The organism is Algoriphagus antarcticus, assembly GCF_002150685.1.
Lineage (GTDB): Bacteria > Bacteroidota > Bacteroidia > Cytophagales > Cyclobacteriaceae > Algoriphagus > Algoriphagus antarcticus.
This window is the reverse complement of sequence record NZ_MSSW01000004.1, coordinates 86,272-100,479: the sequence shown is the minus strand read 5'-3', so window position 1 is coordinate 100,479 and position 14,208 is coordinate 86,272. Positions and strand designations below refer to the sequence as shown.

Sequence of the window (14,208 nt, the reverse complement as noted above, 5' to 3'; positions counted from 1 at the left end):
GCTTAAAATGGTTTAGTTGCGATGGAAACATTTGCTTCCAATCCTGCTGCTATTCCTCCTATCTCCACTAAATACTCTACAGGAACATCTTTGTCAATATGCAAAACAACCTGACCTTTCTTATCCTTAAGTAAAGAAGTCAATTCGGACTTGATTTGTTCCCTTGGGACTATCCTATCGTTTACAGAGTATTTAAGATCCTTAGTTATAGTAACGCTAACTTCCTGCATAACGATATCTGAAGTCTCGCTGGATGGCAGGTTCACAGGTAAACCTGAAGGCGTGATGAAGGAAGAAGTAAGCATGAAAAAGATCAATAACAGAAATATGATATCTGTCATCGATGACATGCTAAATGCCGGATCTACTTTATTTTTAGCCTGAAGTCCCATTTTATTTGTCTTGAAGCAGGTCAATAAACTCTATCGAAGAGTATTCCATGTTGTGAACAAGCTTCGACACTTTCGATACTAGAAAATTATATCCCAAATAAGCTATAATACCTACCACCAATCCTGCGGCAGTGGTTATCATCGCTTCATAGATACCTTCCGAAAGAAGCTTTGGTGAAACCATACCTTCTTCCTGCGCTATCGCAATAAACGCCTGGATCATACCAGCAACCGTACCTAAGAAACCAATCATCGGCGCTGCACCAGACACGGTCGCTAGAAGATTCAAGTTTTTCTCCAACTTATAAATCTCGATCTTGCCTACGTTCTCGATAGCTACTTCTATATTTTTCAGAGGCGAACCAATACGCTCGACGCCTTTGGCAATCATATTTGCAACTGGAGTATGCTCACCGGCGCAGAGGATTTTAGCTTTTTCAGTTTGACCACTCTGAACCAATACCTTAACCTGATCCATGAGATACGAGGAGGTTTTGGAAGCTTTATTAAGGGTAATCAATCGCTCTACAAAGATGTAAATCGCAAGAATAAACAATAAGTAAAGCGGAACCATCATGTATCCGCCTTTGATTAAAAGATCGAGGAGTCCGATGTTATCCTTGGTGGCACCCATCGCCAGGTTGTCTGCTGCAGAAAGAGTATCTGTAGAGAGCGTTTGAAGTAAAATCATATTAATATTTCAAAATCCATAATTCCTCAGTGTACTGGTCTTTGACCAGAGCTAGCTCTTCGTTGATGGCAGTCCAGCCTCTTGAAGTCCCTATTGCCAAACGATAGTTTGTTACATCTTCGTATGGTAAAATCAGGTAAACTTTCTCCGCTCTATCTTTATATTGCTCAGCTTCTTTCAAAGCCATAGCTTCATTGGGAAGACTTCCCACAATGATATAGAATTGAGCTCTGTCAGCTTTCTCTGTAACTCGAACCAAAGTTCCAGACACCCTAGACGCAATAGTTGTACCAGTTTGGGCTGATATAGACGCAGGCGAAACAGAACTTATGGAGTCTGAAATAGTTGATTGGATATCAGACGTTTGCGTTTCTTTACTTGGGGTAGAATTGATGGCAACTTCATCATTTTCCTGGCTCGCTAATCCTTCTGTCGAATCAGAAAAAATTTCACCAGAATCTGAAGCAGGAATTACAGATTTGTTCATTTGCCAAATAATCACAATCACTACTGCCACAGTAAAAACAGCAGCAATCCAAATCCATGAATTATTGGATTTCTTTTCCTCAATTTTGCTTTCGGATTTTGTACTCTCTTGACGCTCAACAACGGAAGTTCTTACCGCATGAATAGTCTTCTTTTTGACTTCGGCTACATCTATTGGTGCTGATATTTCATCTTCCTTCTTAGATATGGAGGCTTGGCTTAAAGGAACGACTTCTACAAAAGGAAGTCCATAATCCTTTGGATCAGTCCATTGCTTATAATCTTCGGTTTTACCATTCATTATTTTGGGGGAATGTTACGAAACTAAATGAATTGAGTCTAAACCCCAACCTAAGGCTCAAACAATCTTAGAATTTAAAAGAGGCTCCTCCGATGAACTGAATTCCCCTTACTGGATAATTTAGCCAACGCATGTTTTTGCCATTCAGGATATTGTTTCCTTCGGCAAAAATTGAAATTCTATCGGTAATTCCGTAGTCCGCTTTCAACTGTAGATCAGCTATTGTTTTCAATTTCACTACCTCATATGGCCCAGGAAATCCAACCACATCGCTCAAATCATTTCCGCGGGCTTTTATTCCGCCCATCAGATTTAGATTTGCCTGAACGATCAATCTGGCTATTGGAGTAAATTGATTGTTGACTCTCAATTCCCACAATGGTCTATTCCATGCTTCAGCTTGTGTACTCAAGTCATATTGGTACAGATCCAATCTACTGTTAAGCGTATACATGTCCGAGAATTTATATCCCAATTCGGCATTGACGTTGAAAACGGTGGTCCTGTCATCATACACTAAACTGAACCTGGCTGAATCGGTAGTCACCAAGATGTTTGTGTAGTTATTCACAAAAAAGTGCATCTGATTGTACCGACTCATATTAATTGCTCCACGATAGCTGAATGCTCCATTAAACTGACCTTCTATCCCAGCTTCAACTTTGTAATTCTGAATTGTGTTGAGCAGTTGATCACTTGGTCCCAAATAAGGGTTTTCATTTACAAAACTGTAATACGTATTGCGCTGAACATCACCGGATAATTCCGCGAAAAAGCCAAACTCCTCAGCAAACTGATAGTTTGCTTTAAGTACTGGAAACACATGGAAATCACTTGATTTATCCGCTAGAGAATCATTTTCAGAAACTAGATTTACTCCTGCAGTGAAATTAAACGCTTCGTATTGATATGAAATTGTAGGTCGAATGGCAAAATAAGTTCTGTTCAATGAGTAGGTTAAATCTTCGGGTTTTGTAGAAAAATAGGATAAACCTACCTTCCCAGCCCAATCTTCAGTAGGTCTAAAAGTCCCACTGGCCTCTACCCCAATCTGGTTCTCCTTGACCAAATAACTATCCGTGAAATTCCTAAAGCTCAATTGCCCCTCATAAGAAAAAGGCCCAACTTTCTCTAGTTCACGAATACCTGCCTTGAACTCTATGGCTTGCAATACATTACCATCAAAACCCGTAAAAGCCCCATTGTCATCTGTGGCATAGATAGGATCAAGACCATAAAATTGATAAGTATCCTGATTCCAATTGAGTCCACCAAATACTTCAAAAAAATCAGTAAAGTAGCTACCATCAAATCCCAAATTTGTATGGGACTCTTTGGATTCCTCTGCTAAAACAGGCCCTTTTCCATAACTCCGGTGATTCAACTGCACTGCATAATTGAAGTCCGCAATATCTGTCGCCATATATCTTGCTTCCAAAAGTGGCGAAGCAAAATTCCCGTAACCAGCGCGTACGTAGCCAGGATATAAATCCATACGCTCTGGCGTATAGACTTTCTGAGATGGTTCCGCTTTCAAATCCAATGGTTTTAGATTCAACGGATAGCTTGTCACCAGGTAATTATATTCGCTCAAACCTGTTGGCTTAGGAAGCACTGGCAATTTTTCAAACATTCTCGGTTGTACTGGCACAGTGAGCACACGGTCTTTTCGGATCACAAATTCCTGATCCGTGACAGCACCCCTTTTCTGGGTTTGTGCCAATGCCCATCCGGATGTCAAACCGATAATTCCTGTCAAAAGGATAGTTTTCGCTAGCATTTGCATGGTTTACTTAAGGGTTTGAAGTTTGGATTGAGCCATTTGTTTGATTTCAGCATTGGTAGAATTTCCAACGATTGATTCCAAGGTCGCTTTCGCCTGGAACTCCTCTCCACTTTTCACATAGTTATCTGCCAAAAGCAAGAAGATCCTCCCGTACCAATAGTCATAATTGACAAATGGGCCTGACTGATCAAATATCAATTCATTGGATTGCGTCACTTCACCTTTCTCTTGCGCTGCAAATGCCAACAAATAAAGCCCTTCTGCTCCCTGCTCAGTTTTGTAATCAGCAACCAAAGCCGTCAAAGTCAATTCTGACTGTGGTTTTTGGTTCAAATCACGTTGAGACTTTGCTTTGATAAGCAATGCCTTTGGAGAAGATTCAGGAATCACTCCATCCAGCGTAGCTAAACGCTCGGCTTGGGTAATCGCCTGCTGATATTTCTTGGTCTCAAAATTCGCAATCATCAAACCCTGAACAGCCTCGGCTTCCTCAGGTTTGCTGCGGGCATTTTGAACCGATGTCTCCAGATATGGAATTGCTTGCGCAAAGTTTCCTCGTTCCAATTCAATGGTTCCTATCTTCTGCATAGCACGAATTCGCTGCGGAGAAGCAGGTTCTTTTTCTAAGGTTTTGAATTGTGTCAATGCTTTATCCGAATCACCGACTTGCATATAGCTATCTCCCAAAAAGTAAAGTGCATCTGCCCGCTGAGCTGACTGAGGATAATTCTTCAGGTAACTTTCAAATCCCCGTATTGCCTGAGAATAGTTCTTATCGAAAAATGTCCCTTTCGCGGCTTCAAATTCCAAAGACTGAACGCTTCCATTACTTGGATTAGCTCCTTTATATTTGGTTAAATAATCAGAAAATTCACCAGATCTTCCCTGAAGTGCCAGTGTTTCCTGGAGACCTTTTAGCGCTGTTTCAGAATTTTCTGAATTTGGATGGTTATTTAAGATCGTACTGTAATCCTTAATCGTCTGATCGTAATTTTGAAGAGAGAAATTTGCGACAGCCCTTCCTTCTAATGCGTATGGGACAAATGGGCTATTTGGCTTGGTGCTCAGCAAATCAGAGAAAGAAACTGAAGCAGCTTGATAACTGGTTTCTTCCATATAGATCTGACCACGCTGATACAGCGCATCTTCCAGATACAAGCTATTGGGATAGCGGGAAATCAGTACATCCAGTTGACCTAAAGCTTGCTGATTGCTAGATTGGAAGTTTTGAACCACAGCCAATCTATAGTAGGCATAATCTACTCCGGAATTCCCTTCGTTGATCGCTCGCTGGAAAGTGGAAGCTGCCTCACCAAATCTCTTCTGCACATAGTAACAATCTCCCAATCTTAATATCGCGTCATCGTATTGCTGCTTATTGGCGATGATTAGTCTGTTTTCTGTGAATTTTCTGAATTGCTCCTCCGCTTTTGGATATTGCTGAGAGTTGAAGTAAGCGTAGCCAAGTCCATAATGGGTTTTGGCAACAGTACCATTTGCTCCAGAAGGACGATTGCTAAGTACTGATTCGTAAGCTTTGATCGCCTGCGGCAAATTATCTGCAGCAGAATTGATTTCTCCTTTCCAGAAATGAGAATCCAGAAGCAAACTTTTATCAACCGGATATTGCAGTGATTTATCCAAATATGCCAATGATGGGTTCCACTTCTGATCACGGTAATAAACCATCGCCTGATAGAACGCTACTTTTTGATAAGCTTCCTGGATCCTAGGAGATTTCTTGGGGATTTTATCCATCTGATCGATGGCGCGCAGGTAATCGTTGGTATTTACCAATGCTTCAGAAAGCAAATTCTCAGCTTCTGCCCTGTATTTTCCTGAAGGATACGTTTCCACATATTCATCCAAAGCGGTGATCGCATCCTGGAAACTCCCTTTCTGCAAGTTTACTTTAGCGTAGTTAAAAATTGATTCTTCCTTGATCGCCGGGTTAAAATCAGATTTTGCAGCTGACTGAAAGCTCGTAGAAGCAAATTGATAATTTTCAAGTTTCAAATACGATTGAGCCAAATAATAACTGGAAGCTTGACCTATCTCGTCAGACGCTGAGGCTGATACTTTAAGGTAATCGGTAGCGCGTTGGTAGTTTTTGATTTCAAATTGAGAAATTCCAGCTTTATAGATTTCCTCTCTTCCTAACTCTTTGCCTTTTTGCGAATTGATGAAAGCATCGTAGTTTTCTGCTGCTTTGGGGAAGTTCCTTTTGGCATAATATGCCTCTGCCAAGTACAGATAAATAACATCCTTTTTCTCAAGGTTTTGCCCTGTCTTCAACTTCGGCTCCGCAAAAGAGATCAATTGATCATAGCTGCCTTGCCTGTAATAAAGCGCTGCCAATAGGTAAGGGACTTTGTCTGCGTAGAAAGGTGATTGGGAAGCAGTCTGAAGATCAGCGATAGCTTTATCGGTATTCCCGTTTTCCATGGCGATGAAGCCACTGTAGTAATAGGAATCAAAACTCGCCTGCTGGTTTAGCGCTTTACCGGAATCGAAATAGGGAGCAGCTTCTGCATATTGGTTGAGCTGGAAATGTGAATAGCCTTGCTTGAAAAACACTTCGGCTTGATTCTCTACAGGTAGCCTATTGGTATCGACCAATTTATAACTATCGATGGCCTCCGAGAAATTCCTTTTGAAGAAAAAATGATCTCCCAGATACAACCCTGCAGTGGTCACAGAAGGATCATTTCCATGATCATAAATGTAGCTTTTCATCAAGCCAGCCCCGTCTGGACTTTCCAACTGCAATGCCGCCATCGCACGATTCAGTTCTGCTGCTTTTGCCTGTCCGGAGTTGACAGGTTTTTCTAGAAGTCTGGTATTGTCATAGATACTTGCAGAAAAAAGCTGCTTATCAAAAAGCTCCAGATTGTGATCTAGTTGCTGTTGTGGACTGGTCTGATAGAGGGTAGACTGGGAATACGCCTCCAAACTAAGTCCAAGGCTCGCAAGGAGCACAAGGTGATATTTCATATGATTATTATTTGTCTTTTAAAGGCCATATGGAATCTCGCTTGATTTGTAATCATTCCCGTATGTGGCCGTTGAAATGCTGGATTTCATATGTTTTTAATTGACTTTCAATGGGCATACCTGCCTGCCGGTAGGCTGGTGGAATCTCGCACGGTGCAAAATCATCCCTCTATATAAAGCTTGCAGTCATGCTCGATTTCATAGAGTGGCTTTGGTAATCAGTGCAAAATCTTGTAAACAAGCTCGCGGAGGTTTTCGGCTTCGCTCAGACTTCCGGAGTCAACTCCTTTGAAACGAAGATCAGCCTCTTTGATGTATGCGAACACATCAATTACCTTGCCCAAATTATAGTTTCGGGACGCTACCAAATATTCTTTGACTACAAAAGGAGGAAGCCCCAAGAGGCTCGCAAGTTGTTGTTCATTTGCTCCAGTTTTTTTCGCCTGATGAATCAAAGCTATTCTGGTAAAATAGTTGAACAGCAGCGAAAACATAGGAATCACTGGGTTTGCTTTCGGGTTTTGGATAAAATAATGAATGATCTTGTTTGCCTTCACCACATCCTTGAATCCGATTGCATTCAAAAACTCAAAATTATTGTAATCCTTATTGATCCCTATATACTTAGAAATGTGCTCATTGGTGATTTTCGTAGGTTCACGAAAATTGATCAGCATCTTCCCTATCTCATTGGAAAGTACTTCCAGGTTATTCCCAATCGAATCTGACAAAAGCTGTGCTGCTCGCTTATCAATTGAGTGCTCAGTTTCTTTAATGAATCCTTCTATCCAATCGGTCAGCTTGTAATCTTTAATCTTGTCTGAGCGCACATATACCGTTTTCTTGTCCAGTTCTTTATAAAGCGCAGTTCTCCCGTCCAGTTTTTTATACTTATGCGCAAAAACCAAAATCGTACTTGGAAGTGGATTTTGCACATAGCTGATCAGCAGCTTTTGCATATCCTCCTTACCCAAATCCGCAAGACTTTGAGCTTCCTTGATGATCACCACTTGTCGATCAGACATCATCGGGAATTTCCTTGCATTGTTCAGGATCAGACCAACATTGGAGTCTTTGCCATATAGCACAACTTGATTAAAACCACGCTCATGCTCCGCTATCGCATTCTTTTCAATGAAGTCTACAATCTCATCAATAAAGAAAGGCTCCTCCCCGTCCAAAAAGTAAATGGGAGCAAACTTTTTCGCTTTCAGGTCTTTAAGTACCGTTTGTGGATTTTGAGGCATTAGGTGATAAATTCTTGGGAGCTTAAAGATAACATCCCGATCGTATAGCTGGCAAAAACCAGAGAAAGATTCTTTGTTAAACTATTCAGGGCTTAAATTTGTCTTGTTATTGTTAAGAGGTGGAAAGTGGTAAGTGGTAAGTGGTAAGAGGTGGTAAGTGGTAAGGGTTAGGGGTTGTAAGGGGTAAGTGGTGAGGTAGTAAGTGGTAAGAGGTAAAAAGTAGTAAGTAATAGTGAATTGAGAGAGATGAAAAGTGTTAAGTAGAACAGGGCAGTCTAAAGACTGCAATGATTTATGTGCAAATCATAAGACTCAAACCACGTGTGACAAATATTAATTGCGCTCTCTGCGAAAACCTTTATGCCCTCTGTGGTAAAAAAAAGCGATAAAAAAGACAAAAACATGAGTTTAGAAAAAGGAATTGAATTATACAAATCAGGGAAATTTGAGGAGGCATTGGTCATTTTTGATGTGTTGGTAAAAGCTACTGCAGATCAGCCTCAACTACATCTCAATCGTGGAAGGATACTTTCTCGACTTGGTAGAACTGAGGAAGCTTTGGTTGATTTTGATTTCATCACCTCGCTAGAGCCCTACAATACTGACTTTATTTCTGATCGAGCGGTTGTTCTGCACTTGCTCAAAAGAAATGAGGAAGCGCTTAGTGAATTGGATCGGGCGGCAAATCTCGATCCTAAAAACCCGTATCGCTACAGTAGTCGTGCTTACTTAAAAGATCGAATCGGAGATTTGGAAGGAGCAATAGCAGACTATGAGAAAGCTATAGAACTGGATCCGGAAGATGCAGTTTCGCATAATAATAAAGGTATGGTGGAGGAGAAACTGGGATATCAGCAAAGGTCAAAGAAGAGCTTTGAAAAGGCTGATGATTTAGTAGACAATAAGCCAGGAGAGAGTTCGATTCCCAAGACAAAACAAGAAAGCTCAAACTTCCCTGAGATCGACCCAAAAGGTAAAGCAAAACCTGGTATTACATCTCGAAAAAAAGAAATGAGTTTTGGACATTTTGTGAAAACACTTGGTTCGGTTTTCACCAGTGCTAAAACTCGAAGAGAATTCACTAATTATTTAAAAAAATTGGTTGGCGGAAAAGTGGAATGAGGGAAAATTCGATACTTGAACTCTACAATTAATTTGCTGAAGCCTTTCCATAAGGATTTTTTTAAAAGATCCCAACGGGGTCAAACCACTTCGTAGTCATAAAAAAAATAAAATTACCTGTGACCTTTACGCCTTTCTTTGTGACCTCCGTGGTTAAATTAGACCTTCAGAAAAAACTCTAAAAAGACTTGATCACCCACAGGGGCTTACTGATGAAATAGGCCATTTTTTTCGAGAGGCTTTTTGAAAAAATCTGATCAAAGAAAGACTTCTTTTCACTTAGGGTCACCAATATATCACCTTTTGCTGTTTGCAGGTAATTTTCCAACCCCAAGGCAATATCGTCACGAAATGATTTTAAGACGAAATTGACTTTATCATACTTGATAAAAGGCTGTATTTCCTCGATCATGGCCATGTGCAATGATTTGTCAAGTGCTTTGTGCGTAGTGCTGACGTGTACCAAGTCGATTTCTGAATCGAAAAATCTGGCTAGTTCCACGATTTTCTGAATGGCAATTTTATCCTCTTCCATGTAGTCACTTGCATAGACAAGCTTGCGGGGAGCTCTGAAATAAACTTTTCTTGGTACAACCAGGATATCACGATCAGACTGCTCGACGATTCTGCTGGCACGTGAGCCTATAATATTTTCCCTAAAATCATTCACCCCTTCAGTTCCGACTACGATCAAACTAGCATTTATTTCGGCAGCGTAAGCTAATGTCTCTTTGACAATACTCCCTTCTTTTACTACAGTAATGCAACTTTTTAGCCCCTTTTCTATGCTTTCTTTCAAGACAGCATCCTGCAGGTTTTGAAGCTTTTCTTGCACAAATTCCATTTGATGTTTTCCAGAGGCATCTATAGGAGATAGTTTTTTATAATCTTCCCTATTTAACACATGGAATAGAATCAAATCAGAATTGTATTTCTCGCCCAATCTAGTAGCATACTCAATGGCATTCAATGAGCATTCGGAAAAATCTGTCGGACATAAAATTTTAAAAGTCGGTGCCATAGCTATTCTTATTTTTAATTGCCCATTTTCTGCAACGAGGCGATGCGTTTATCACTTGAATCTAAGAGTTTATATGTTAACTAAAATAAAAAAAGGCTAAAACCTAGCCATGAGGTACTTCGGTCCTCGGTCACCCGTCATTGTGCCTCTAAAGAAGTGAGCCTACTGGCATAAAAGCGGATATACAGATATGCTTAATAACCTCTTGTTCTATTTACTACATTGACCAATTCTCTGTTTTCCCTGATCCGCTTGATATTTTCTATCACTTGCGGGGCAGCAGCTTGAGGATTAGTCACACTTGCTATGTGTGGAGTCATTGTTATTTTCCAATTTTCCCAAAAAGGATGATCTTTAGGTAAAGGCTCCTGTCTATACACGTCAAGCATCGCTCCGGATATATGACCCTCTTCTAAAGCTATGATCAAATCATCCTCTACCAAATGTTTTCCCCGAGCTACATTTATTAGATACGTATTAGGATTGCACTTCTCAAACAGTTCGCCATTTAAGATGTTTTCGGTGTCGGGAGTAAGTGGAAGCAAGCAAACCAATACATTAACTTCCTTTAAAAACTCATCCAAATTATCCTTTTTGTAATACGGATATTCAAAATCAGGTTTATCTGAAAAGCCAAATCCAACTACAGGAAACCCCATGTAATTGAGTTTGTCCATTACATCTTTTCCCAAAGCCCCCACTCCCATCACTCCTACTGTCACATCTAACTCTGGGTTACTCATATCCCAGATCTTCCGCGTCTGATTTACTTGGTAGCGCAGCTTCTGTCTATGAAAATTGAGAACAGCCATCACCACATAGTTGGTCATAGAAAAAGTTAGTTTTTCATCCACTATTCGCACTATGGGAATAGATGAAGGGATCGTCTTATCCTTCAAAATATGATCTACTCCAGCCCCCATCGAGCTGATGAGTTTCAAGTTTGGGTAATCAGAAAGTATACCTTCGGGATGTTGCCACAGGAACACATATTCTACTTTTTCAGGTTCTGTGATTTTGGGATAGGTCTCTACGGCCAAATCGGGCGCTAGGACTTTAAATTCTTTAATCCAAATTTTCGGATTCTTGCCGGGACTAATAATAGCTAAACTCATAATGATCTATACGGAGGATATAAATTGATGATGAAAAACACTTGAAATAAGTTCTAGTTCATGCGATAAAAAATGAGTGATGCATTTTAAAATATTGCATAAAAAAGCATCAAATTGCAGCTCTTTTCAAAACATACTATCAAATTTTACGCTTAAGTAACTTAAAACCAAATTATAAATTCCATTTCAATGAAACAAAAATTAGCATTCACTTTAGCCTTTTTGCTCTGCAGTCTAGGTTCTTTTGCGCAGCAAATCCAAATGCCTCAGGCCTCCCCATCGGCTAAGATTGCCCAAAAAGTAGGTTTGACGGATGTGACGGTAGATTACAGCAGGCCAAGTACAAAGGGTCGTAAGATTTTTGGAGAGCTGGTTCCTTACGGACAGGTTTGGCGAACTGGTGCAAATGGAGCTACCGTGCTTTCTTTTTCCACAGATGTAATCGTAGATGGTAAGACCATTCCAGCCGGTCAATATGCACTTTATGCTATTCCGGGCAAATCTGAGTGGACGATGATTCTTTCCAAAAACATCAAGCTTTGGGGAGCTATTGGTTACGAGCAAAGTGAGGACGTGATCAGATTCAAAACTGAGCCTGCAAAACTTAGCAAGAAGAATGAAACCTTCGAAATCAGCTTTGCAAATATGACCGATACAGGTTCTGATCTCTCATTGAAATGGGAAAATACTCGGGTAGATTTCAGAATAGAAACTGAGGTAGATCCACTTGTAATGGCTCAAATCAAGGAATATGTAATCGACGGTAATAGCACAGATCCGAGCTTATTATATTCTGCAGCAAGCTATTATTACACCAATAGCAAAGACATGAATCAGGCATACAGCTGGATAAATGAGTCTGTAGAAGATGATCCTAAGTATTGGACAATGCATCTCAAGGCTAAAATAGAAGCCGCTTTAGGCAAAAAAACAGATGCAGCAGAAACTGCCGAAGAGGCAATTGACTTGGCAGAAGAAGCAGGAAATCAGGATTATGTGGGCTTGAATGAAAGATTGATCAAGTCGTTGAAGTAAGTCTGATAGACCGGAATATGTGGTGGTCTGTGGAGACACAGACTACGGCGTGGTTAAGTCGCTGAGGTAAGCGGGAAAACAGGTACCTGTCCTAAGCGGCGGAACCTAATACCGATGTCAGGTCCTGCGAGTGTTTTGTGGATTCTATCATGCTTTCGTTTCTATACGGGCAGAAAAGTGACTATACAAATGAAATAATAAATGGTACTCTCTGAGTAAACCTCAGCGAACTCTGTGGTTAAAAATTTCAAAAAAATGAAGCCTCCCAATCAGGAGGCTTCTATTGTGTAGATTTGGTTAGGCATTTTTAGGAGGAAACACCAGCTGAATCAACGCCGCAAATAGCATTACTGCCAGGCAGCCTATGGGATTATACCAAAGAAATCCTATATCCCAGAGATTGCCATCCACCACATCCCCATTGTTGAAGTGCACAAATAAAACCAGCGCTTGGGATAGCAAAGCAGCTATAAATACAGCTTGCCCCTGCACCCACTTCATAAAGAAAGCCACCAAGAATATCCCAAGGATCGTCCCATAAAATAGCGAGCCAAGTAGATTAACTGCCTGAATCAAATTTTCAAATAATGACGCATAGGTAGCAAAGAGAATTGCTCCCAGCCCCCAAAAAGCGGTAAACAGCTTGGAGGATTTCACATAGTGCTTATCGCTTGCATCTTTCTTGATGGATCGCTTATATAAATCTATTGTAGTAGTGGAACCGAGTGCATTCAGTTCAGAAGCCGTAGATGACATGGCTGCCGAGAAAATTACAGCGAAAAGCAATCCTATAATGCCCTTAGGAAGATGGTCCATCACAAAGCGCATAAACACGTAATCCGTATCCCTAGTCTCTGCCACTGGATCATTGGTAACGATTAATTCCTTCACCTCATCCCGAATTGCTTTCTGCTCCGTTTTCAAACCAAATAATTTCTCCCGAATTTCAGTTTCACGCGCTTGATCTTTTTGATCTATCGCATCAAGCATATTCAGATAGGAAGTTTTACTTTCTTCGAAATTCTCAGCGTATTCGGCTTCCAATCCTTCAAACTCGCCTGAATACTCGCTTTGGCGAAGCTTATCGGTTTGCACTTTGTTGAAAACAACTGGAGGTAAAAAGAACTGGTAAAACACGAAGACCATCACTCCGATAAATAGAATGATGAATTGCATTGGGATCTTCAAAAAACCATTCATGATCAAGCCCATCCGACTTTGCGAAAGGGTCTGTCCTGAAAGATACCGTTGCACCTGGCTTTGATCTGTACCAAAATAAGAGAGGAAAAGAAAAACGGCTGCAGTCATTCCAGACCAGACATTGTACCGATCCGAGATGTCAAATTCGAAGTTGATCATATTCAGCTTATCCATCTTTCCCGCTACATGCATAGCTTCTTGAAAGGAAATTGGGAGCATCTGAATGACAATAATTCCTGCCAGAATCATCCCTCCCATCATCACAGCCATTTGCTGCTTCTGGGTGATAGATACGGCTTCCGTACCGCCAGAAACGGTATAGAGAATGACCACTGATCCAATCAGAATATTTGTAACCGTCAGATTCCAGCCAAGTAAAGTAGATAGAATAATCGCTGGTGCATAGATGGTAATTCCAGCTGCCAAGCCTCTCTGTATGATAAAAAGCAAGGCCGCAAGTGTCCTTGTTTTCAGGTCAAAGCGATTCTCCAGGAATTCGTATGCCGTGTAAACTTTCAGTTTGTAATAAATCGGAATGAAAACTACCGAGATAATAATCATCGCCAAGGGTAAACCAAAGTAAAACTGAATGAACCTCATCCCATCTTCATAGGCCTGTCCCGGAGTACTCAGAAAGGTGATAGCCGAAGCTTGGGTGGCCATAATGGATAATCCGATCGTCCACCAATTCGTTGAGTTTTTACCTCGTAGGTAAGAATCCAAACTCTTGGGGCCGTACGTTTTATACACTCCATAGGTAGCAATAAGCGTCAACGTACCAAATAGTACTACCCAATCTAATGTGCTCATGCGTAGGC

11 protein-coding genes are annotated in these 14,208 nt (G+C 40.8%); 2 read left to right on the top strand and 9 right to left on the bottom strand.

Features of this window, described 5'->3' with window-relative positions; genetic code table 11:
• Positions 1 to 2: 2 nt before the first annotated feature.
• From BVH04_RS03415 to holA, 6 genes are all read right to left on the bottom strand, one after another.
• On the bottom strand, positions 3 to 392 hold the full coding sequence (locus BVH04_RS03415) for an ExbD/TolR family protein (protein WP_086539927.1): 390 nt from the start codon (positions 390 to 392) through the stop codon (positions 3 to 5).
• A 1-nt stretch (position 393) separates the two neighbouring features.
• Entirely contained in the window at positions 394 to 1,083 is a 690-nt protein-coding gene (locus BVH04_RS03410) for a MotA/TolQ/ExbB proton channel family protein (protein ID WP_086539926.1), read from the bottom strand.
• Position 1,084: 1 nt separating this feature from the next.
• Entirely contained in the window at positions 1,085 to 1,870 is a 786-nt protein-coding gene (locus BVH04_RS03405; protein WP_086539925.1) for a hypothetical protein, read from the bottom strand.
• A gap of 67 nt (positions 1,871 to 1,937) precedes the next feature.
• Positions 1,938 to 3,656, bottom strand: coding sequence for a TonB-dependent receptor (locus BVH04_RS03400; RefSeq protein ID WP_086539924.1), 1,719 nt, complete (start codon positions 3,654 to 3,656; stop codon positions 1,938 to 1,940).
• 3 nt (positions 3,657 to 3,659) lie between these two features.
• Positions 3,660 to 6,650, bottom strand: a complete 2,991-nt coding sequence (locus BVH04_RS03395) for a tetratricopeptide repeat protein (protein ID WP_086539923.1) — start codon at positions 6,648 to 6,650, stop codon at positions 3,660 to 3,662.
• A gap of 218 nt (positions 6,651 to 6,868) precedes the next feature.
• Positions 6,869 to 7,897, bottom strand: a complete 1,029-nt coding sequence (gene holA / locus BVH04_RS03390; RefSeq protein ID WP_086539922.1) for a DNA polymerase III subunit delta — start codon at positions 7,895 to 7,897, stop codon at positions 6,869 to 6,871.
• Positions 7,898 to 8,299: 402 nt separating this feature from the next.
• Here holA and BVH04_RS03385 point away from each other — a divergent pair, with 402 nt between their 5' ends.
• Positions 8,300 to 9,019, top strand: a complete 720-nt coding sequence (locus BVH04_RS03385) for a tetratricopeptide repeat protein (RefSeq protein WP_086539953.1) — start codon at positions 8,300 to 8,302, stop codon at positions 9,017 to 9,019.
• A 178-nt stretch (positions 9,020 to 9,197) separates the two neighbouring features.
• Here the strand turns inward: BVH04_RS03385 and BVH04_RS03380 are convergent, their stop codons facing one another.
• The gene (locus tag BVH04_RS03380) at positions 9,198 to 10,040 is read right to left on the bottom strand and encodes a universal stress protein (RefSeq protein WP_086539921.1); all 843 of its coding nucleotides are present in this window, start codon (positions 10,038 to 10,040) and stop codon (positions 9,198 to 9,200) included.
• A 194-nt stretch (positions 10,041 to 10,234) separates the two neighbouring features.
• Positions 10,235 to 11,155: a 2-hydroxyacid dehydrogenase gene (locus BVH04_RS03375; protein ID WP_086539920.1), complete on the bottom strand. Its 921-nt coding sequence runs from the start codon at positions 11,153 to 11,155 to the stop codon at positions 10,235 to 10,237.
• Positions 11,156 to 11,344: 189 nt separating this feature from the next.
• Between BVH04_RS03375 and BVH04_RS03370 the strand changes: the two genes are divergently transcribed.
• The gene (locus BVH04_RS03370; protein ID WP_086539919.1) at positions 11,345 to 12,190 is read left to right on the top strand and encodes a DUF2911 domain-containing protein; all 846 of its coding nucleotides are present in this window, start codon (positions 11,345 to 11,347) and stop codon (positions 12,188 to 12,190) included.
• Positions 12,191 to 12,487: 297 nt separating this feature from the next.
• Here the strand turns inward: BVH04_RS03370 and BVH04_RS03365 are convergent, their stop codons facing one another.
• Positions 12,488 to 14,200 carry a sodium:solute symporter gene (locus tag BVH04_RS03365; protein ID WP_086539918.1) on the bottom strand — a complete coding sequence of 571 codons (1,713 nt, stop codon included), beginning with the start codon at positions 14,198 to 14,200 and terminating at the stop codon, positions 12,488 to 12,490.
• Positions 14,201 to 14,208: the final 8 nt, after the last annotated feature.

Bases quoted from the DNA above. Each gene is read 5' to 3' on its own strand.
- BVH04_RS03395 (WP_086539923.1), bottom strand. From the start codon at position 6,650: ATGAAATATCACCTTGTGCTCCTTGCGAGCCTTGGACTTAGTTTGGAG.
- BVH04_RS03400 (WP_086539924.1), bottom strand. From the start codon at position 3,656: ATGCAAATGCTAGCGAAAACTATCCTTTTGACAGGAATTATCGGTTTG.
- BVH04_RS03385 (WP_086539953.1), top strand. From the start codon at position 8,300: ATGAGTTTAGAAAAAGGAATTGAATTATACAAATCAGGGAAATTTGAG.
- holA (WP_086539922.1), bottom strand. From the start codon at position 7,897: ATGCCTCAAAATCCACAAACGGTACTTAAAGACCTGAAAGCGAAAAAG.
- BVH04_RS03415 (WP_086539927.1), bottom strand. From the start codon at position 392: ATGGGACTTCAGGCTAAAAATAAAGTAGATCCGGCATTTAGCATGTCA.
- BVH04_RS03375 (WP_086539920.1), bottom strand. From the start codon at position 11,155: ATGAGTTTAGCTATTATTAGTCCCGGCAAGAATCCGAAAATTTGGATT.
- BVH04_RS03405 (WP_086539925.1), bottom strand. From the start codon at position 1,870: ATGAATGGTAAAACCGAAGATTATAAGCAATGGACTGATCCAAAGGAT.
- BVH04_RS03380 (WP_086539921.1), bottom strand. From the start codon at position 10,040: ATGGCACCGACTTTTAAAATTTTATGTCCGACAGATTTTTCCGAATGC.
- BVH04_RS03365 (WP_086539918.1), bottom strand. From the start codon at position 14,200: ATGAGCACATTAGATTGGGTAGTACTATTTGGTACGTTGACGCTTATT.
- BVH04_RS03370 (WP_086539919.1), top strand. From the start codon at position 11,345: ATGAAACAAAAATTAGCATTCACTTTAGCCTTTTTGCTCTGCAGTCTA.
- BVH04_RS03410 (WP_086539926.1), bottom strand. From the start codon at position 1,083: ATGATTTTACTTCAAACGCTCTCTACAGATACTCTTTCTGCAGCAGAC.